The sequence below is a fragment of the Microbacterium sp. A93 genome, from assembly GCF_051842835.1.
Map to the genome: position 1 here is coordinate 38531 of NZ_JBPXMT010000019.1, position 20476 is coordinate 59006.

Below are 20476 nucleotides of genomic sequence, written 5' to 3' on the forward strand. Positions count from 1 at the left end.
TGTAGAACTGAAACACACCGAAATGCGGCGGTGATGAGTAAGGGGGCGAGATGCCGTCGCATCCCGCCCCCTGGGGTAAGTCGAAAGTGATCGTCAGCGAGGTTGCGGCAGGATCGTGAAGCTGACAGCGCCTTGGTCATCCACTCCGGCGTCGAGCACTTTGTCAGCGAGTGCCTCGGCGGCATTCTCTTCCAGGAAGACGCGACTGCCGGTTCCCTCGATCACGAGGTCAGCGTCTTCGGGGGAGGGCACGACGTGAACGGCGAAGCGTGCTTCTCCATTCGCCCCCTGCCCCTCGGCGGTTTGGATGCGAAGCCCCGCGTCTGCGCTGGCATCCTCTCGGCCGACGATCGTGGTGACGACGGCATCTGCGTTTTCGGTCAGGGTGAGCACAGGGCTCTCCTTCCGGTTGCGGACATGCTCCGGTCAGAACATGTCCGGGCCACGATGCCTCAATACGCGGTGGCCTTCAACCCCCAGCGGGGGATTGTGAGGAACCTCTCAAGTCGGAGAGCTCTCTTCGCGTAGACGTGGTTCGGTGCGCAGTTCGGGGCGAAATCCCGCCTTGTCTGCGTAGAACGCGCGGATACGATCCATGTCGGCTACGACATCGCCGGTCAGCTCGAACGTCGGACCGAGCCCCGTGGTCTTCGTGGTTCGGTCGACGAAACCGAGCGTCACCGGCATTCCTGACTCACGGGCTATTCGGTAGAAACCCGACTTCCAGTACGAGTTCGAACCGCGCGTGCCGTCGGGGGTGACGACCAGACCGAACACCTCACCGGAATTGATCCGCGCGACGACATCCGTCACCACTCGGCTGGGGTCCGCACGGTCCACCGGGATTCCACCGAGTCTGTGCATTACCGGTCCGCGCCAGCCGGCGAAAAGACTCGCCTTACCCAACCAGCGCACATCCATTCCCAGACGCCAGGCGATGGCAAGCATCAGCACGAAGTCCCAGTTCGAGGTGTGCGGTGCGCCGATCAGCACAGTGGGGCGATCGGGAGCGGGCTGGCCGGTCAACTTCCAACGGCTGAACGTCCAAAAGACACGGGCAAAGAATCGACGCAGCATCCCTCAACCGTAGGTCAGCCGACATGCCTCGCCCGGAATGGACCCGGAATGCATATCGCCGCGCCTGCTCAGCGATCGCGGGCGATCCGCAATGGCACCATGAGCCACAATCCGATCACGATGAGGGTCCCGACGATGAGCACGGCGATCGCCAGTCCGCGCTGCAGCGTGAAATCCACGATCAGAGTCGGGACGCCGACGCTGAGCATTCCGATGACGACCAGATCGGCCTTGACCATTCGCGCGGCCACTTGGACAAGCTGTGGTTTGCGCCGCATCCCGAACAATGATCGATGCATCCCTACCGGCGCGAGCGACAGGATCGTCGCGAGCGCGGCGAGGCCGACCAGCACGAGATACAGGCCGCGTTGCAAGTCATCGAGCTCGGTGAAGCGTGGTTGGAAGGCGACGGCGAGGAGGAAACCGGAGAGCACCTGGGTGCCGGTCTGCATCACTCGCAGCTCCTGCATGAGCTCATCCCAGTTACGATCCGCGCGTTTGTTCGCGGACTCGTCTCGGCCGTCGCCGCTGTGCGCTTCGCGGGAAGTATCTCGATCCATACGTTGAGTCTTCGCGGCGGCATCGCGGTTGTCTAGAGCCTGTCTGCGCCGGTGGGCGTAGCATGGAGCCATGACCAATTCGCAGAACTCAGAGGCCACGCTGAACGTGCAGCCTCTTACCGCTCCCGCAGGCCTCAACCTGCTGGGTGATGAGAGTGCGGGATCCTGCTGTGGCGGGTCCTGCGCAGTCCCGGCAGAGTAACTCGCGCGGTCGCGCTTCCGCCGCGATCAATGACCGCTGCGGAAGGCCTCATCTATGTCATCCGCTGGCTTGCGGACGAAGGCGCTCAGCGCGACTGCTCCCAGTGAGATGATCGCAGCGATCAGGAACGCCATGCGTGCACCCGGCGCGCCGGCGACCGCGGTCGAGAGTCCTTCGTGCTCACCGGCGTGCAGGAACGACGAGTAGGTCACTGTCAGCACTGCGACACCAGCGGCACCGCCGACCTGCTGAAGAGTGTTCAGCACGGCAGAGCCATGCGAATACAGGTGTCGACGCAGCGAACCCAGCGATGCGGAGAACAGCGGCGTGAACGACATCGCCATTCCCACCGACATCATCGTCTGTGCGATCACCAGCATCCACCACTCGGTGCTTTGACCGACCGTGGAATAGAAGAACAAAGCCGCGGACACCATGATCGTGCCAGGGATGAGCAGCGGGCGAGTGCCGACGGCGTCGTAGACGCGCCCCATCAGCGGGCCGAGCAGACCCATCAGCACCGAACCGGGCAGCAGGATCAAACCCGACTGGAATGCGTCAAGACCGGCGACGTTCTGCAGATACTGCGGCAGCAGGGTGAGCGTTCCGAACATGGCCAGCGACAGCACAGCCATGATGATGACGGCAATGGTGTAGTTGCCGGAGCGGAAGACTCGCAGATCAAGAAGCGCATCGTCTTTGCGCTGCAACAGCAACTGGCGCCACACAAACAGCACGAGTGAGATTGCGCCGACGACGAGCGAGATCACGCCGATCGTTGCACCGTTCGACTCGGCTTCGCCGCCGAACTGGCTCAGACCGTAGACGACGCCACCGAAGCCGAAGGCAGACAGCACAATCGACAGCACATCGATCGGAGCATCCTTCGTCTCGCCGAGGTTGGTCATCCACTTCACGCCCATCGCCAAAGCGATGATCGCGATCGGCAGCACGATGGCGAACAGCCAACGCCAGTTCAACGTCTCCAGCACTGCACCGGCGAGGGTGGGGCCGATTGCGGGTGCGAGCGAGATCACGAGACCGACGCGACCCATCATCCGACCGCGGGAGTGTGCGGGAACGACATTCATCACGGTGGTCATCAGCAGGGGCATCATGATGCCGGTGCCGGCTGCCTGGATGACACGGCCGACAAGGAGAACCGCGAAACCGGGCGCCAGCAGACACACCAGAGTTCCGAGGGTGAATGCGCTCATCGCGGCGATGAAGATCTGACGAGTCGTGAAGCGTTGCAGCAGGAAGCCGGTGGTTGGGATCACGACCGCCATTGTGAGCAGGAACGCGCTCGTCAGCCACTGACCGAGTTCGGGCGGGATGCCCAGGTCGTCGTTGAGGTGCGGGATTGCGATACCCATCGTCGTCTCATTGAGAATCGCGACGAATGCGGCAACCAGCAGCAGCCAGATCACGCGCATGTCAGAGGGCGCGATCATCGGCTCCGGCTTCACGATGGGTGCCGAACCGGTGGATGTGGTGGCCAAGACGTCTCCTCAGTGGATGGGGGTGGCGGATGGCCAGAGATGAAGCCGACAGATACGGCATGCTCTCGTGCTCAACGATCAAGGATAACGCGCTATGTCGCGGCGGCATTCCCGAGGCGGCGAAACTTCTCGCCGATAAGCTGACCGAATGAGTATGGGCGGCGGCGGTATGGGTGGCGGCGGTGGACGCGGCGGCGGTGGTGGCGGTTTTCGCGGCGTCGATGCAGTCGCGCAAAAGAAGCTGAATGCGCAGGCTCCGACGATTTCTGGTCTGGGCAAACGCGTCGTCTCGCTGTTTCGCCCCTACCTCGGCCGCATCATCATCACCGGCATCCTCGTGGTCATCGGTGCTGCCATCGCCGTTATCCCCCCACTGATCGTTCAGCGGATCTTCGATGATGCCCTCTTCCCGGTCGCCGGCGGCAGCCCGCAGATCGGTCTGCTCATTCGGCTCGTGCTCATCATGGTGGGCCTCTTCCTCGTCTCCGCGGTGCTCGGTGTGGGGCAGACCTGGCTGACCTCGACGGTCGGTAACAGCGTCACCGGAGATTTGCGAGTGCGGCTGTTCCAGCATCTGCAGGCGATGGAGCTCGGTTTCTTCACTCGCACCAAGACCGGAGTGATCCAATCCCGACTGCAGAACGATGTCGGTGGAGTCTCCGGCGTGCTGACGAACACCGTCACGAGCATTCTGGGCAACGTCGTCACTGTGGCCGCATCGCTGGTCGCGATGATCATCATCGACTGGCGACTCACGCTCATCGCAATCGTGATCATGCCGTTCCTGATCATCGTGCAGCGCCGTGTCGGCCAGGTGCGGGCGCGCATCGCGGGGGAGACGCAGGAGTCGCTGAGTGAGTTGACCAGCATCACGCAGGAGACGTTGAGCGTCTCAGGGATGCTGCTATCGAAATCATTCAACCGTCAGCGCACGGAGTCCGCCCGCTACCAGGCCGAGAATGAGAACCAGGTCACGCTGCAGGTACGCCGGGCAATGAGCGGTCAGGGCTTCTTCGCGGTCGTGCAGGTGCTGATGGCCAGCGTGCCGGCCGTGATCTATCTGGTGTCGGGCTACCTGATCGCGGGAGGCGCGGGTGCGATCACCGCAGGAACAGTTGTCGCCTTCACCACCGTGCAGGCGCGACTGCTGCAACCACTGATGGGTCTGATGCGCGTCTCGCTCGATCTGCAGACGTCATCGGCCCTGTTCGCCCGCATCTTCGAGTACCTCGACCTCGTGCCTGAAATCAAGGATGCCCCGGATGCCATCACGGTCGACGAGGCACCCGGCCCCCGTGGACGCGTTGAGTTCGACAAGGTCATCTTCCGCTACCCGGATGCCGCCGAAGACAGCCGCCCGACATTGCAGGGAATCTCGTTCGTCGCGGACCCCGGCCAGCACGTCGCCTTCGTCGGTCCGTCAGGCGCAGGAAAGACGACCGTGCTCTACCTCGCTCCGCGGCTCTACGAGGCTCACGGCGGAGCCGTACTGTTCGCCGGCGCAGATGTGCGCACGCTGACCCAGGAGTCGATCATCGACAACATCGGCATCGTGTCGCAGGAGACCTATCTCTTCCACTCCACGATCCGCGAGAACCTGATGTACGCGAAGCCGGAAGCCAGCGAGGAGGAGATGATCGCAGCCTGTGAGGCAGCGAACATCCATCACATCATCGCCGGATTCGAGCGCGGCTACGACACGATCGTCGGCGAGCGCGGATACCGCCTCTCCGGTGGCGAGAAGCAACGCATCGCGATCGCTCGGGTATTGCTGAAGGACCCGCCGGTGCTGTTGCTCGATGAGGCGACCTCTGCGCTGGATACCGTGTCTGAGCGCGTCGTTCAGGAAGCACTCGACGAGGCGTCGAAGGGGCGCACCACGATCTCTATTGCGCACCGGCTATCGACCGTGATGGGAGCCGATGTCATCCACGTGATCGAGGCAGGGCAGATCGTCGAGTCCGGCACGCACAGCGAACTGCTGGCGCAGGGCGGGCTCTATGCGGAGCTGGCGGCGCAGCAGGTGGCCGCATCCCGCGTACTCGAGGCTGAGGCGGTCGCGGAAGGAACGATCACCGGTGACATCGCGGCAGGGTACGCCGGGCGGCGGGCCGATCGGGCTCCGGACGATTCAGCAGGTGCCGATGCCGTCGCGACGCTCACCGCACCGGTGCCACTGCTCGATGGTGCCGGCACGGATCAGCGCGTGTATCCCGCGGAGGGGTGATTCGCTCAGTGCGCTGACAAGCCGCCATCGACGAACAGCGAATGGCCGGTGACGTACGCCGAGCCCGCGCCGGCGAGGAACACCGCGGCGCCGGCGAAATCGCTCGGCAGGCCGTTGCGGCCGATCATGGTGCGCGCGGCGAGGGCGGCAATTTTCTCCGGATCCTCCTGCAGTCGGGCGTTCAGCGGAGTGAGCACGAAGCCGGGAACGAGCGTGTTGCTCGTGACTCCGGTGCCGCCCCAGGCCTCCGCCTCGGAGCGCATCAAGGATTCGACCGCGCCCTTCGAGACGCCGTAGATGCCGCTGCCGACGAAGGCACGATGCGCCTGCTGTGAACTGATGTGGATGAGGCGGCCGTAGCCGCGTTCGGCCATGCCGACGCCGTAGCGCTGTCCCAGCAGGAACGGGGCGAGTGCGTTCACGGTCATCGTGGCATCCCAGTCGTCCTCGGTGATCGCAGCGTACGGCGGGCGGATGTTGATGCCAGCCGAGTTCACCAGAATGTCCGGCTCCCCGAAAGGCTCGATCGCAGCCTCTGCGAGCGCGTGAATGCCGTCGCGCGTGCTCAGATCGCCCACGACGCCGGCGACGCGGCATCCGGCAGTTCGCAGGTCGCGCACGGTCTCATCGATGCGTTCCTGGCCGCGAGCGACGATCACCACGGATGCGCCGGCGCGGGCAAGCGCGGTCGCGATGCCGCGGCCGATGCCGGAGCTGCCACCGGTGACGATGGCGGTGCGGCCATCGAGCGAGAAGAGGGAATCGAGGTAGGTGCTCACGATGTCAATGCCTTTACTGCACGCTCACCAGGCCAGCGCGGCGGTGAGGTGCGGATCGGGGTGGGTGTCGGCGAACTCGGGAAGCGAGCGCAGCTCGTCTATGAACGCCGTGACCTCCGCGGCGTAGGCGGGGTCGGGGTGGGTGTCGATGATCTTCTGGAGCGGCGGCACATCCATCGCGAGGATGAGATCGAGCCTGGCGGTTACCGCATCCGTCGCTCCCGCAGCATGGAGGACTCGGATGCCGCCGCGCAGGGCCGCCAGATAGTCGCGCAGCACCGGCAGACGGCCCTTGCCCTGGGTGATCGACGTGCCGTCAGCGCGTAGCCGCCAATGCACCACGACATCGGGGATGACATCGAAGGTCGCGGCGCGTGTATACATCTGTTGCGCGACGATCTGGTCTTCGTAGGCGACGCCCTCGGGAAAGCGCAGATCATCCCAGAAGCTCGTGCGGCTGATCTTTGACCACGCGACGATATTCGCCGACGCGTGTGGGTGCTCGAAGATCGTCGTGGCACGGCGCGCGGGATCTGTGGCCGCGGCCGTCCACGGCTGCACTTGCCCAGGAACATAGACCTCACCCTGCAACCGGGATCGCACGTAGGCGCCCGCAACGAAGTCGCTGCCTGTTTCGGCGAGAGTGCCGGTGAGGCGTGCAAGAGCCGTGGGTGTCAGTTCATCATCACCGTCGAGGAAGCCGAGGAAAGGCGTGTCGACCTGACCGAGACCGATGTTGCGTGCGGCGCCCAGGCCGCGCGAGGCCCCGTGGCTGAGGAAGGTGAACCGTGGGTCGGACGCTGCGGCATCCGCAAAGATCTCACCTGTCGCGTCGAGAGATCCGTCATCGATGAGGATGGCGCGCCAGCGCGGCTCCGTCTGCGCCTGCAGGGAAGCGATTGCGGCGGGCGCGAACGCGGCGATGTCGCGGCCGGGGACGATGAGCGTGACGATCGGTGCGGGCACCAGCCGAGTCTATGGCCCTGCGACGGCGCGCACGGCGTCCGCAACGAGCGCCGCCAGCTGCTTCGGTGCGTTCTCGGCCAGCGGCGTGCGGGCGAAGGTGAAGCGCACTGAGGTCTGCGCGATCTCCGGCGCGATCCCACAGGCCAGCAGCACGTGTGAGGGGTCATCGCTGCCAGCCGCGCACGCCGAGCCGCTTGAAGAGATCACTCCACGGCGCTCAAGCTCCAGCAGCACGGCCTCTCCGCTCGTTCCGGCGAATGTGAAGCTCGCGGTGGCGGGCAGGCGGTGCACGGGATCGCCGGTCAGCGCAGCCTTTGGCACCGCGGTCAGCACACCGGTGATGAAGCGCGCAGTCATATCCCCGACCTGAGCGGAGACAGCATCCCGCTCAGCCTCCGCCAGCTCCAAGGCGACGGCAAGCCCCACCGCTCCGGCGACATTCTCGGTGCCCGAGCGGCGTCCGCGTTCCTGCCCGCCGCCGTGCAGCAGCGGCTCCAACGGGACCCGCCCGCGCACCACCAGCGCGCCGATTCCCTTGGGTGTGCCGAGCTTGTGCCCCGCGATCGAGATCGCATCGGCCCCGAGGCCAGCGAGCGGAAGCCATCCGGCTGACTGCACGGCATCCAGATGCAGTGGCACACCCGCTGCTTTGGTTACAGCGGTGATGGCTGCCGCATCTTGCACGGTACCGATCTCGTTGTTCGCGTGACCGAGCGAGACCAGCGCTGTGTCGTCGCGCAGAGCATCCGCCACGGCATCGGGGGTGACACGCCCCTCGCCGGTGACCGCCACATAGGTCACGTCGACGCCATGGAACCGCCGCAAGTACTCCGCAGATTCGAGAATCGACTCATGCTCGATCGGTGTCGTCACGAAGTGGCGGCGACCTCGCTCAAGGCCAGCGAGTACGACCCCCTTCACCGCGAGGTTATTCGCCTCCGTGCCACTCGCCGTGAAGATCACATCACCTGCACGCATGCCCAGCACGCGAGCGACCCGGGCTCTGGCATCCTCCAGCGCGCTCGCCGCAGCCTCACCGACGGTGTGGTGACTGGACGGGTTGCCGAACACACCCGTCAGGAACGGACGCATGGCATCCAATACCTCCGGACGCACCGGAGACGTCGCCGCATGGTCGAGATAAAGCATCAGTCGAGGTACCGCATCAGTCGATCCGCACGTCCAGTCCGAGATCCAGCGCACGCGCCGAGTGGGTGAGCGCTCCGACCGAGATGACGTCGACGCCGGTCTCGGCGATGGCGCGCACCGTGTCGAGATTCACACCACCGGATGCCTCGACCGTCGCGCGCTCTCCAATCAGAGCGACCCCTGCGCGGAGATCATCGAGCGAGAAGTTGTCGAGCAGCACGGTGTGTGCACCGCCGTCGAGAACCGCGGCGATCTGGTCGAGCCGGTCGACCTCGACCACCACGTGGGTGGTGTGCGGGAGTCTCGACAGTGCTTCGCGCAGGGCGGTAGCGAGATCCGCTCCCGAACGCTGCAGGACGGCCAGATGGTTGTCTTTGGCCATCACCGCATCCGACAGCGAGTGGCGATGGTTGCTGCCGCCGCCGGAGACGACCGCCTGCCGTTCGAATGCGCGCAGCCCCGGCGTCGTCTTACGGGTGTCGGCGATCCGGACGCCGGTGCCTTCGACAGCCTGCACATACTGGGCGGTCAGCGTCGCGATGCCGCTCATGCGTTGCGTGAAGTTCAATGCCACACGCTCGGCGGTGAGGATGCTGCGCGCAGGTCCAGACACTGAGGCGAGCACATCGCCCGGTGCAAACGTGTCGCCCTCGCCCACGTGTACGTCGACACGGACGGTCGGATCGGTGAGAGTGAACGCAGCCGCGAACACATCGCCACCGCTGAAAACTCCCTGCTCGCGGGCCGCGAGATCGGCGGTCGCCGTGGCATCGGCCGGAAGCAGCGTCGAGCTGGTGAGGTCGCCCCAGGGGGCATCCTCCTCGAGGGCTGCGCCGACGACGCGGGTGAGGGTGGCAATGGTGAGCATCAGGCTCCGATCAGGGCAGGGAGGGCGGTGAGATGGTGGGCGCCGACGGAATCGGTACGGGCGAGAGCAGCGGATGCCGTGGCTTCGGCGAGCAGGAGGAGATTGGCATCTTCGTGCTCGGTGAGCGTGGCCGGAGATGGTGCTGCGGCACGCCAGGCACGGAGTGTGGCGAGAGCATCGGCGAGTCCGTCGTCGGTGCGGTGGAGCCCCACGTCGTTCCACATGAGCTGCTGGATATCCGCTCTCGAGTAGCGACTGTCAGCGTTCCCATCGCAGTTTCCGTCGCCCAGCGCGCCGTGTGGCGACAGAAACTGTGACGGGAACGGAGTGCTGAGTGCCGCTGCGGCCCGAGCGCCGAACACGGCACCCTCCAGTAGCGAGTTGGATGCCAGACGATTCGCGCCGTGCACGCCAGTGCAGGCGACCTCACCGGCCGCGAAGAGACCGGACAGTGACGTGCGTCCGTCGAGATCGGTCACGATGCCACCCATCAGGTAGTGCGCGGCGGGCGTCACTGGAATCGGCTCGCGTGCCCAATCGAAACCGCGTGCACGCGTGACCCGGTCGATGGTAGGGAACCGGCCCGAAAGACGATCTGCGCCGAGCATCGTGGCATCGAGCAGCACCGGTCGGCCCTGGCCCGCGGCCTGCCGCGCGATGGCGCGTGACACCACATCGCGTGGGGCGAGCTCGCCGTCAGGGTGGCTGTCGAACACGAAGCGTCTGCCCTCGTCGTCGATGAGCGTCGCACCCTCGCCGCGCACTGCTTCGGAGATGAGAAACGCCGCATCCGAGGCAAGCACGGCATCCGAGGCAAGCACGGCATCCGAAACCAGCACGGTCGGGTGGAACTGCATGAACTCGAGATCGGCGACAGCGGCACCAGCCCTGATCGCCGCGACGATCCCGTCGCCCGTCGCTCCGATTGGGTTCGTCGTGTGCGCATAAAGCTGGCCCGCACCGCCGGTCGCCAGAATCACGGCATCCGCGTGGAGATCGACCGCTGCGCTGCTGCGGAGGAGTCGAATGCCGTGCACCCGCCCGCCAGTTACGAGGAGGTCGACCAAGAAGGCGTCTTCGACGACATCGATCTGGAGCGATCGCACCTGCGCGATGAGGGCAGCCGAGATCGCGGCGCCCGTGGCGTCGCCACCGGCGTGCACGATGCGGGCGTGGGCGTGCGCGGCCTCACGGCCGAGCATGAGAGCGCCGTCGGCTGCGCGATCGAAGGCCACTCCGCGGGCAATCAGCTCGGCGATGCGCGCGGACCCATCACGGACGAGCACGTCCACGGCTGCGGGGTCGGAAAGCCCGGCGCCGGCGACGAGCGTGTCTGAGGCGTGCACCTCCGCGGAGTCGTTCGGGCCGTAGACGCCGGCGACTCCGCCCTGGGCCAGGGGAGTGCAGCCGCCGCCACCGAGCGCGCCCTTGGTGACGATGGTGACCGCGTGGCCAGCCTCCGCGGCGTGCAAGGCCGCGGTGAGTCCGGCGATGCCGGATCCGACGACGAGGATGTTCATACGCGGGGCTTTGCGGCCAGCATCCGCTCCAGCGCGAGGCGCGCAGGGGCCGCCACGTCGGCGGCGACCTGGATGCGATTCGGAGTGCGCCCGGCGACCAGTTCCTCCAGCACCCAGGCGAGGTATCCGGGATGGATTCGGTACATCGTCGAGCATGGGCAGACGACGGGATCAAGGCAGAAGATCTCGTGCTGCGGGTACTGTGCGGCGAGCCGACGCACGAGGTTGATCTCAGTGCCGATCGCGAAAGTGCTCGGCTCGGTGGCCCCGTCGATCGCGCGACGGATGTAATCGGTGGAACCGGCCTCGTCCGCGGCATCCACAACCTCCATCGGGCACTCCGGGTGCACGATCACGCGTACGCCAGGATGCTCGATGCGCGCCTGATCGATCTGGTCGACCGTGAAGCGGCGGTGCACAGAGCAGAAGCCGTGCCACAGAATGGCCTTCGAATCGGCCAGTTGCGAAGCGGATGATCCGCCCAGGGGCCGGCGCGGATTCCACATCGGCATCTGTTCGAGCGGCACTCCCATCGCCTTGGCTGTGTTGCGTCCGAGATGCTGATCGGGGAAGAACAGCACGCGCTGTCCGCGTTCGAACGCCCACTCCAGCACAGTCTCGGCGTTCGATGAGGTGCACACGATTCCGCCGTGGCGGCCAACGAAACCCTTGATCGCCGCCGAGGAGTTCATATAGGTCACGGGGATCACCGGCACGCGGCCCTCTTCATCGACCGCGTCGAGATCGCCGAGCACATCTGCGAGTTGTTCCCAGCAATCCTCTACCTGGTCGATGTCGGCCATGTCAGCCATCGAGCATCCCGCGGCGAGATTCGGCAGGATCACCGCCTGATCGGGTGTGGAAAGCAGATCGGCGGTCTCGGCCATGAAGTGCACGCCGCAGAATACGATCGCCTCGACCTCCGGGCGTGCCAGCGCGGCATTCGCGAGCTGGAAGGAGTCGCCGACGTAGTCAGCGTGCTGCACGACCTCTTCGCGCTGGTAGAAGTGTCCGAGGACGACGACGCGCTCGCCGAGTGTGGCCTTCGCCGCGCGGATGCGCGCATCGAGAGCTTCCTCGCTCGCCTCGCGGTACGCGGTGGGCAGTTCGCCCTGGCGTGGTGCCCCGGTGGGGATCACATCGCCCATAGACGACCCGGGGCCGTAGCCAGGGCTGCTGTCGAACGTCCACGGGCCTTCTGCGAGATCTGTGCTGCACGTGGCATCGGTGCCGGTGTCATTTGCGGGATCGACGATCGATTGGATCAGGTGATCCACGGATGCATCGGTGATCTGCGGGAACGGCAGAAGGGTCATCGGGTCCTCTTCTCTTCCACGGCGAGCGGGCCACGATCGGCGAGCTCGACGGCGTCGTTGTAGCGGTACAGGCGGGCGGGACGGTGGCTGCCGGTGCGGAACTCGTCGGTCGGCAGGAGTGTGCCTGACGTCTCTACCTGACGGCGGAAGTTGGCCGGGTCCAGCCGCTTGCCGAGAATCGCCTCGTAGGCCTCGCGCAGATCGGCAAGGGTGAACGTCGGCGGCAGAAATCCATGCGCTACCCGGCTGTAACCGACCTTGTTGCGTAGGCGCCATAGGGCGTAGTCGACGATCTGGGTGTGATCGAACGCGAGGGCGGGGAGGGTCGCGGCATCAAAGGACTGCACATTCTCTGGTGCGAGACCGGATGCCACGTGCGCGGCGCTCTGCGCATCGACCTCGTCGGAGCGCAGCAGCGCCCAGTAGACGATCGATACGACGCGGCTCGGAGAACGGTCCACCGCGCCGAAGGCGTAGAGCTGCTCGAGGTAGCTGGGGGAGAGACCGGTGGTCTCGTGCAGGGTGCGCGCCGCGGCATCCTCGGGGCTCTCGTCCGGTTCGAGCCATCCACCTGGCAACGCCCATTTCTCCTGATGTGGATCGCGTGTACGCAGCACGAGAGGCAGCGCAAGCGAAGGAAACTCGTCTCCGGGAGCGCGTCTCAGCGTCAGAATCACCGTCGACACTGCGACGCGAATGCCGGATTCTTGAGTTTTGGTCGTCATGACTTTAACCTCCGTCATCGATCTTAGTGTCTTCGTGACCCGAAGGTGAAGAAAAGTCGCTCGATGACGGAGAGGCGTGTTGCCCGCGATCCCAAATCGTTACATCGAGGTATCGGAAAGACACTTGTTACCCCCGGATGGGTTTGTTAGGTTACTGTCCTAACAAACCCCTTCGAGGGGTTATGTCGTAAATGATGAGCAGTCCCTCCAAGCAATGAAGCACCGAGAGGAATAACAATGATTCGCAATGGAAAGCGCCGTGTCGTGCTCGCCGCGATCGCGGGTGTGTCCGTCCTGGCTATGGGCCTCACCGCCTGCAGCGGCGGCGGGGGAGACGAGGGCGGTGACAGCGGTGGTGATGGCGACCGTACGCTGCGCGTATGGGCCGGAAGTCAGACGCCGATCACCGCGAACTTCAACGTGTTCGCTCCGACAGTGCTCCACGGTGCACTGGGCCCGATCTATGAGCCGCTGTTCTTCTTCAACAAGACAGCAGCCGAAGACCCCACCGGTATGATCGGCGACTCGTACGAGTACAACGAAGACGGCACCGTGATCACCATCAAGATCAAGCCCGATCTGAAGTGGAGCGATGGCGAGCCGCTCACCGCAGCGGACGTCGCCTTCACCTACAGCTACGAGGGCAACAACCCCGAGGGCAGCGGTCTCGTATCTGCTGAGGCCACTGACGACACCACAGTCGTGCTGACGTATGACTCGGCGCAGTACACCACCGAGTTCCAGCGGCTCGGCGGCACCTGGATTCTCCCGGAACATATCTGGAGCGAGGTGGACGACTTCGCGAGCTTCGCGAATGAGGAACCAGTCGGATCGGGCGCGTACGTCGTTGACAGCGTGACCAGTGAGTCATACATCCTCGTCGCCAACGAGAACTTCCGCGATGCCGGAGTGCCCGCCGTCAAGACGGTGCAGTACATCGCTGTCGACAACAACCAGACGGCGCAGGATCTCCTCGCCGCCGGCGAGTTGGACTGGGCGGGAATGTTCATCCCGAACCCCGACTCGGTCACCGCGAATGGGAAGATCGACTGGATCAACACCCCTCAAGACCCCACGGTTCTCTACACCTGCGCGAACGCCGACCTCGGCTGTACTGGCGCGCAGACCGACGTGGCTGTCCGACAGGCGCTCAACGTCGCCATCGACCGCGCGACCATCAAGGACAAGGCATTCGTCGGACTCACCGGTGACATGTCGCCGACGTACGCCCTGCTGCCGCGCGACGCGAAGTGGGTCGCTGACCCCGCCAACGAGGTCAGCCCGCAGGAGGCCGACGTCGCCGAGGCCGGATCCATCCTCGAGGCAGCCGGCTACACGAAGGACGCGGACGGCTTCTACGGCAAGGACGGCGTCCCGATCGAGATGACACTCACCTCGGTCGACGGCTGGACCGACTACAACGACGCAGCCAAGCTGATCACCGAGCAAGCAGCTGATGCGGGTATCAAGATCAACGCCTCCACCGTGCAGTGGCAGGAATTCTCCGACTCGCGCCAGACCGGTGCCTTCGAGCTGATCGTCGGCGGCATGATCGGCACGTCCGTCGCAGACCCGTACCAGATGTACCGCGACTGGGTTGGCGGGGTCGAAGCCGGATCCACCGGGGCCGTGGGCGAAGAAGTGCCCGTCGGACGCTGGAACTTCAGCCGCTACAACAACCCTGTCGTCGACGAGGCGATCATGGCGGCGAGCGCGACAAACGACGAGGCGACGAAGCTCGACCTCTACGCCACGATCCAGACCGAGATCGTCCGCGATCTGCCGTACATTCCGTTGGTTATCAACGCGACGCAGACCTTCTACAACACGAAGGACTTCACGGGCTGGCCCACAGAAGAAAACCTGTACGCCTTCCCGCCGTCCTGGGGTTCGATCGCCGCGGGCTACATCCTGCAGCACCTGGAGCCGGTCGGTTAATCACTGACCGTCCCCCGACAATGCAAGGAAGCAGGAAGTCGAGTACATGAAGTTCTATGCCAGAAGGATCGGGTTCTACGCGATCACGCTGTGGGTCACGATCTCACTCAACTTCCTGCTTCCGCGCATGATGCCTGGCAACCCTGCCGACATCATGATCGCGAAGATCCAGCGTGCGGGCGGCGAGGTCTCCGAAACCACGATCCGCAACATCAAGCTGCTGCTCGGCTCGGATGATTCGCCGCTGTGGGAGCAATACATCGGCTACTGGGGTCGGATGTTCCAGGGCGATCTGGGGGTCTCTGTCACCAAGTATCCGGCCCCTGTTGCCGAACTCATCGGCGCAGCGCTCCCGTGGACGGTCATCCTGGTGGGCGTCGCCACGTTCATCTCGTTCGTGCTCGGCATCGGGCTGGGGGCCTGGGTCGGCTGGAAGCGCGGCACCTGGGTGGATCACATCATTCCTGCCACAACGATCCTGCAGTCGATTCCGTACTTCTGGCTCGCGCTGGTGCTCGTGTCGGTGTTCTCCGTCGGCATGGGGGTCTTCCCGATCTTCGGCGGCTACAACGTCTTCGATTTTCCGGGCGGACCGGAATGGACGTGGGCATTCTTCTCGGATGCCGTGGCGCACGCCATCCTGCCGGCGCTCACCATCGTGCTGAGCTCAGTGGGCGGTTGGCTGTTCGGCATGCGCAACATGATGGTCTCCACCCTCGCCGAGGACTATGTCACTACAGCTGAGGCCAAGGGGCTGCGTCCCCGTCGTATCCTCACTGCTTACGCCGCACGTAACGCGGCGATTCCTTCGATCGCCGGGTTCGCGATCACGCTCGGCTTCGTCGTCGCCGGTTCCATCGTGATGGAACAGGTGTTCACCTACCCTGGCATCGGCAAGCTCATGTTCCAAGCAGTGCAGAACAGCGACTATGCGCTCATGCAGGGTGTGTTCCTGGTGATCACGATCGCCGTTCTCGCGGCGAACTTCATCATGGACCTCGTTTACGGCTTCATCGACCCGAGGGCTCGTCACAATGTCTGAAACCCGACTTTCTGAGGTCGAGGGCGGCCCTATCACCGGCACGGTGGCATCGTCCGCGCCTGATACCTCCGTGCTCGTCACACAGCGGCGCACCCGCGGCGGATTCCGTGCGATGCTGCCGCGGCCATCGATCAAGCTCGTCATCGGTATTGTGCTGGTGGTCGGCATCGTCCTCTTCGGAATCCTGGGGCCGATGCTCACGCAGAGTCCACGCAACTCCAAGAACCCGGCACTCGAGCCACCGAACATGGAGCACCTGCTGGGCACCTCGAAGCTCGGCTACGACGTGCTCGCACAGCTGGCACATGGCACACAGGGTTCGCTGTTGATCGGCATCGTCGCTGGTGGCATCGCCGTCGTGCTGTCGATCTTCTTCGGCATCCTCGCCGGCTACCTCGGCGGGTGGAAAGACGAGGTGCTCTCCCTCGTCACGAACATCATGCTCGTCATCCCCGGACTTCCGCTGGTGATGGTGATCGCCACCTATTTCGACACCCGCAGCTGGTTGCTGGTTGCCGGTGTGCTGGGCATTACCTCGTGGGCGGGCTCCGCGGTGGTGCTGCGCACGCAGGCGCGTTCGCTGCGCAGCCGCGACTATGTCTACGCATCCAAGGTCGCCGGCGAACGGTCGATCCGCGTCATCCTGGTGGAGATCATGCCGAACCTGCTGCCGCTGCTGGCGGCACAATTCCTCTTCGCGATCATCTTCGCGATCCTCGGTGAGGCCGGGCTCTCCTACCTCGGACTCGGTGCTACGGACTCGATCACGTGGGGCACGATCCTTAACGACGCCCAGTCCGGGCAAGCATTGGGCACCGGAGCATGGTGGTGGTTCATCCCACCGGGCATCCTGATCGCGTTGCTCGGCTGCGGGCTGTCGCTCATCAACTTCTCCATCGACGAGATCATCAACCCGAAGCTACGCAACGCCCCAGATGCTGCTCGACGCGTGCGCAAGGTAGCAAAGACGAAGGGAGTCACCGCGTGACCGCCCCCGAAGCAGTTCTGACTGCACACAACGTATCCATCGAGTACGAGGTAGATCCGCCGGTCAAGGCCGTGCGTAACGTCTCGCTCACCCTGCACCGCGGCGAGATCCTGGGTCTCGCGGGAGAGTCCGGCTGCGGCAAGACCACCCTCGCTTATGGGCTGAATCGGCTCCTGAAGGCTCCGGCGCTGTTGACGAGCGGGGAGATCACCTTCCATGATCGATCCGGTACCGACATCGACATCGTAGGACTGGAGGACGAACAGCTGCGCGCGTTCCGTTGGGACAAGATCTCGATGGTGTTCCAGGGGGCGATGAACTCGCTCAACCCGGTGATCAGCGTGAAGGCGCAGCTCTTCGACATCTTCGACACGCACCGTCCAGGCATGAGTCGCCGTGCGAAGACCGAGCGGTCGGAGGAGCTGCTGCGACTCGTCGGTGTGGACCCCGCACGTCTGACGAGCTTCCCGCACGAGCTGTCCGGCGGAATGCGCCAGCGCGTGATGATCGCGATGGCGCTGGCACTGGATCCGCAGGTGATGATCATGGACGAGCCGACCACCGCGCTTGATGTGGTCGTGCAGCGAGGCATCATCCGAGAGATCATGCGGCTGCGTGAACGACTCGGTTTCGCAGTGATCTTCATCACCCACGATTTGCCGATGCTCATCGAGATCAGTGACCGGATCGCGGTGATGTTGCAGGGCGAGATCGTCGAACAGGGGACGGCGGAGGAGATCTTCCGCACACCGCAGCACGAGTACACGAAGAAGCTGCTCTCCAGCTTTCCGAGTCTGCGCGGCGAGCGCGGCGGGTTCGTGCGGTCGGGGGCGGTCACTGGGTCCGTCGACAATTCAGCCTCGGCATCCATCATCACGGAGGTGCAACGATGAGCAACTATTCTCTCGAAGCGCGGAACCTGACCAAAGACTTCCGGCTCCGCTCCGGTTTCAAGACGACGACCCTGCACGCGGTGAAGGACGTCTCCTTCACGCTGGAGCCAGGCAAGACTGTCGCCCTCGTCGGGGAATCCGGCAGCGGAAAGTCCACGATCGCGCGGATGCTGATGAAGCTGGAGACACCGACATCCGGGGAGATCCTGATGGATGGCCGGCCCAGCGGCACGCACGGGCGGGAGCTGGCCCGCTATCGTTCTGACGTGCAGATGGTCTTCCAAGATCCGTTCGCGTCTCTCAACCCGTTCCACACGATCATCCACCACCTGGAGCGGCCGCTGCGGATCCATCACCGTGAGCTGTCGGCGGCGCAGGTGCGCGCACGCGCGTTGGACTTGCTCGAGCGGGTGCAGTTGACGCCGGCGGAGAGCTATGCGGAGCGTCGTCCGCACGAGCTCTCCGGCGGTCAGCGCCAGCGGGTCGCGATCGCCCGTGCCCTCGCGCCTGGCGCGCGCTTCATCGTGGCGGATGAGCCTGTGTCGATGCTTGACGTGTCCATCCGCCTCGGTGTGTTGAATCTGCTCGCCGATCTGCAGCGCGAATCGCAACTTGGTGTGCTCTACATCACGCACGATCTGGCGACCGCTCGGCACTTCAGTGACGAGATTCTCGTCATGTATCGCGGCGACATCGTCGAACGGGGCCCCTCCGATGAGGTGATCCTGAACCCGCAGCACGACTACACGAAGACGCTGCTGGGTGCGGCCCCCGAGCCCGAGAACTTCGGCCGCCTCCGCGACGAGGTGCGAGCCGAGCTCGCCCTCTAGTTTTTCCCTCCCAAGGTTGCGAGTGGGCGCGCGTGGCTCTGTTTCACGCAAACTGTGAGCCACGAGCGCCCGCTCGCAACGGGTAGGATGGGAGGCACAACTGAAGACAGGCCCCATGACCTGTGCGGGAGAGCCTCGGTGTATTCGGCCGAGCACCGAAGGAGCAAGCCTCCCCGCCAATCTCTCAGGTAACGCGTACCGCGCCGGTCAGGCCGCTCTGAAAAGTGATGCTCACGCATCCGCCGACGGTGAAAGCTTCCTGCGCTCTGCAGGCGGTGAAACTCTCAGGCCTATGACAGAGGGGGAGTTCTCGGATACCGTGCATTCCGTACGGCATCCTTCCGATCCATCCGGGAGAACTCCATGGCTGAGGCCCGCTTCACCCCTCTTCGCGAGCGACACGAGTCGCTCGGCGCATCCTTCACCGATTTCGGTGGCTGGCAGATGCCAGTGCGCTACACCTCCGACCTTGCCGAGCACCACGCGGTGCGCCAGGCAGCCGGTCTCTTCGACATCTCGCATATGGCCGAGTTCACCGTCGATGGCGCGGATGCTGCGGCATATCTGGACTTCGCGCTCGCCGGGCGTCTGTCGACCATGGTCATCGGTAAGGCGAAGTACTCGCTGTTGCTCGCCGAGACCGGCGGCATCATCGATGACGTGATCGTCTATCGGCTCGGTGACGACAGCTTCCTGATCATCTCCAACGCCGGAAACCGGGATGCCGTCGCCGCAGCGCTCGCCGAGCGGGCCAACGACTTCGACGCGGCTGTTGCGGATGTCTCCGACGACTATGCACTGCTGGCAGTGCAGGGGCCGGCCGCTGAGGCGATCGTCGCTGCGACCGAAGGCATCACAGAGGTCAGCATCCCGTGGGTCGAGCAGAAGTACTACGCCTGGGCCTCCGCGCGCTACAACGGTCAGCCGGTGCTCATCGCGCGCACGGGTTACACCGGTGAAGACGGCTTCGAGCTGCTCGTGCGCAGCGAAGACGCCGCCGTAGTCTGGGATGCCGTACTCACCGCCGGAGCGACGCACGGCCTCGTTCCTGCCGGACTTGCCGCCCGCGACACGCTTCGTCTCGAGGCAGGTATGCCGCTGTACGGGCACGAGCTCTCGCGTGAAATCAAGCCTGCGCAGGCCGGCCTCGGCCGCGTCGTGGCATCCGACAAGGACTCGTTCGTCGGTAAGTCGGAGGCAGCGCCCGCCGAGGGTGCACGGGTGCTCGTCGGCCTCGCAGCCGAGGGCAAACGTGCCGGCCGCGCCGGTTATGACGTTGTCGCCGAAGACGGCACGGTCCTCGGCGAGATCACCAGCGGTGCGCTCAGCCCCACTCTTGGCCACCCGATCGCGATGGCCTATATCGATCCCACTTTTACTGAAGCGGGATCCACCGTGTTCCTTGATGTGCGGGGGACGAAGATCCCCGCAACTGTGACCGCCCTGCCTTTCTACCGGAGGAAGAAATGACTGATCTCAACACGCTGAAGTACACCGAGGAGCACGAGTGGCTCTCCATCTCTGATGGTGTCGCCACCATCGGCATCACCGACTACGCCGCAGACAAGCTCGGCGATGTCGTGTTCGTCGAGCTCCCCGCGGTCGGCACCGAGCTCACCGCCGGCACGGTCGTTGGCGAGATCGAGTCGACCAAATCGGTCGGCGAGCTATACGCACCATTGGTCGGCACCGTCACCGAGATCAACGACGCCGTCGTAGATGACCCGTCGCTCGTGAACGCAGAGCCTTTCGAAGGTGGCTGGCTCATCAAGATCTCGATCACCGATGGCGCCGCTGACGCGCTGCTCGATCGTGATGCATACGTCGCCCTGACCGAGGGTTGATTTCGCAGTGACCACTTTCGCCGATCGCCATATCGGAACGACCGCCGAGA

The 20476-nt window shown here is 64.6% G+C and carries 20 protein-coding genes and 2 riboswitches; of the genes, 9 read left to right on the forward strand and 11 right to left on the reverse strand.

The window, feature by feature from the left end; all coding sequences use genetic code 11:
- Positions 1-93 precede the first annotated feature (93 nt).
- From ACSU1G_RS33280 to ACSU1G_RS33290, 3 genes are all read right to left on the reverse strand, one after another.
- Positions 94-393, reverse strand: coding sequence for a Fe-S cluster assembly protein HesB (locus ACSU1G_RS33280; protein ID WP_439285739.1), 300 nt, complete (start codon positions 391-393; stop codon positions 94-96).
- Positions 394-501: 108 nt separating this feature from the next.
- Complete coding sequence (locus tag ACSU1G_RS33285; protein ID WP_439285742.1) at positions 502-1077, reverse strand: 1-acyl-sn-glycerol-3-phosphate acyltransferase; 576 nt, start codon at positions 1075-1077, stop codon at positions 502-504.
- Positions 1078-1145: 68 nt separating this feature from the next.
- A complete protein-coding gene (locus ACSU1G_RS33290; RefSeq protein ID WP_439285744.1) occupies positions 1146-1637 on the reverse strand; it encodes a DUF6328 family protein in 492 nt (163 codons plus the stop codon).
- A gap of 70 nt (positions 1638-1707) precedes the next feature.
- Between ACSU1G_RS33290 and ACSU1G_RS33295 the strand changes: the two genes are divergently transcribed.
- Entirely contained in the window at positions 1708-1839 is a 132-nt protein-coding gene (locus ACSU1G_RS33295) for a hypothetical protein (RefSeq protein ID WP_439285746.1), read from the forward strand.
- A gap of 26 nt (positions 1840-1865) precedes the next feature.
- On the opposite strand, the gene ACSU1G_RS33300 is transcribed toward ACSU1G_RS33295, so the two are convergent.
- Positions 1866-3293, reverse strand: a complete 1428-nt coding sequence (locus ACSU1G_RS33300) for an MDR family MFS transporter (protein ID WP_439285878.1) — start codon at positions 3291-3293, stop codon at positions 1866-1868.
- Between the two features lie 196 nt (positions 3294-3489).
- On the opposite strand from ACSU1G_RS33300, the gene ACSU1G_RS33305 reads away from it, so the two are divergent.
- On the forward strand, positions 3490-5568 hold the full coding sequence (locus ACSU1G_RS33305) for an ABC transporter ATP-binding protein (RefSeq protein ID WP_439285748.1): 2079 nt from the start codon (positions 3490-3492) through the stop codon (positions 5566-5568).
- A 5-nt stretch (positions 5569-5573) separates the two neighbouring features.
- Here the strand turns inward: ACSU1G_RS33305 and ACSU1G_RS33310 are convergent, their stop codons facing one another.
- Genes ACSU1G_RS33310 through ACSU1G_RS33340 form a run of 7 tightly spaced genes read right to left on the reverse strand, consistent with a single transcriptional unit; the run spans position 5574 to position 12891 of the window.
- Entirely contained in the window at positions 5574-6347 is a 774-nt protein-coding gene (locus tag ACSU1G_RS33310; RefSeq protein ID WP_439285750.1) for an SDR family NAD(P)-dependent oxidoreductase, read from the reverse strand.
- Between the two features lie 24 nt (positions 6348-6371).
- Positions 6372-7313: a glycosyltransferase family 2 protein gene (locus ACSU1G_RS33315; protein ID WP_439285752.1), complete on the reverse strand. Its 942-nt coding sequence runs from the start codon at positions 7311-7313 to the stop codon at positions 6372-6374.
- A gap of 9 nt (positions 7314-7322) precedes the next feature.
- Positions 7323-8462 carry a cysteine desulfurase family protein gene (locus tag ACSU1G_RS33320; RefSeq protein ID WP_439285754.1) on the reverse strand — a complete coding sequence of 380 codons (1140 nt, stop codon included), beginning with the start codon at positions 8460-8462 and terminating at the stop codon, positions 7323-7325.
- Between the two features lie 16 nt (positions 8463-8478).
- On the reverse strand, positions 8479-9330 hold the full coding sequence (nadC, locus tag ACSU1G_RS33325) for a carboxylating nicotinate-nucleotide diphosphorylase (protein WP_439285756.1): 852 nt from the start codon (positions 9328-9330) through the stop codon (positions 8479-8481).
- Positions 9330-10850 (reverse strand): L-aspartate oxidase, encoded by a 1521-nt coding sequence (gene nadB / locus ACSU1G_RS33330; protein ID WP_439285758.1) that lies wholly within the window; start codon positions 10848-10850, stop codon positions 9330-9332. Before nadB ends, nadC begins: the two co-directional genes overlap by 1 nt.
- Entirely contained in the window at positions 10847-12166 is a 1320-nt protein-coding gene (gene nadA / locus ACSU1G_RS33335) for a quinolinate synthase NadA (protein WP_439285760.1), read from the reverse strand. The genes nadB and nadA overlap by 4 nt, the downstream gene beginning before the upstream one ends.
- Positions 12163-12891 carry an NUDIX hydrolase gene (locus ACSU1G_RS33340; protein WP_439285762.1) on the reverse strand — a complete coding sequence of 243 codons (729 nt, stop codon included), beginning with the start codon at positions 12889-12891 and terminating at the stop codon, positions 12163-12165. The genes nadA and ACSU1G_RS33340 overlap by 4 nt, the downstream gene beginning before the upstream one ends.
- A 237-nt stretch (positions 12892-13128) precedes the next feature.
- On the opposite strand from ACSU1G_RS33340, the gene ACSU1G_RS33345 reads away from it, so the two are divergent.
- From ACSU1G_RS33345 to gcvH, 7 genes are all read left to right on the forward strand, one after another.
- Positions 13129-14829 carry an ABC transporter substrate-binding protein gene (locus ACSU1G_RS33345; protein ID WP_439285764.1) on the forward strand — a complete coding sequence of 567 codons (1701 nt, stop codon included), beginning with the start codon at positions 13129-13131 and terminating at the stop codon, positions 14827-14829.
- A 46-nt stretch (positions 14830-14875) separates the two neighbouring features.
- Entirely contained in the window at positions 14876-15871 is a 996-nt protein-coding gene (locus ACSU1G_RS33350; RefSeq protein WP_439285766.1) for an ABC transporter permease, read from the forward strand.
- On the forward strand, positions 15864-16859 hold the full coding sequence (locus ACSU1G_RS33355; RefSeq protein ID WP_439285768.1) for an ABC transporter permease: 996 nt from the start codon (positions 15864-15866) through the stop codon (positions 16857-16859). The genes ACSU1G_RS33350 and ACSU1G_RS33355 overlap by 8 nt, the downstream gene beginning before the upstream one ends.
- A complete protein-coding gene (locus ACSU1G_RS33360; protein WP_439285770.1) occupies positions 16856-17752 on the forward strand; it encodes an ABC transporter ATP-binding protein in 897 nt (298 codons plus the stop codon). The genes ACSU1G_RS33355 and ACSU1G_RS33360 overlap by 4 nt, the downstream gene beginning before the upstream one ends.
- Positions 17749-18582 carry an ABC transporter ATP-binding protein gene (locus ACSU1G_RS33365; RefSeq protein WP_439285772.1) on the forward strand — a complete coding sequence of 278 codons (834 nt, stop codon included), beginning with the start codon at positions 17749-17751 and terminating at the stop codon, positions 18580-18582. Before ACSU1G_RS33360 ends, ACSU1G_RS33365 begins: the two co-directional genes overlap by 4 nt.
- Positions 18583-18697: 115 nt before the next feature.
- A riboswitch (glycine riboswitch) is annotated at positions 18698-18793 on the forward strand.
- Positions 18794-18891, forward strand: a riboswitch (glycine riboswitch).
- 54 nt (positions 18892-18945) lie between these two features.
- Positions 18946-20052 carry a glycine cleavage system aminomethyltransferase GcvT gene (gene gcvT / locus ACSU1G_RS33370; RefSeq protein ID WP_439285774.1) on the forward strand — a complete coding sequence of 369 codons (1107 nt, stop codon included), beginning with the start codon at positions 18946-18948 and terminating at the stop codon, positions 20050-20052.
- Complete coding sequence (gene gcvH / locus ACSU1G_RS33375; RefSeq protein WP_439285775.1) at positions 20049-20426, forward strand: glycine cleavage system protein GcvH; 378 nt, start codon at positions 20049-20051, stop codon at positions 20424-20426. Before gcvT ends, gcvH begins: the two co-directional genes overlap by 4 nt.
- The last annotated feature ends 50 nt before the right edge of the window (positions 20427-20476 follow it).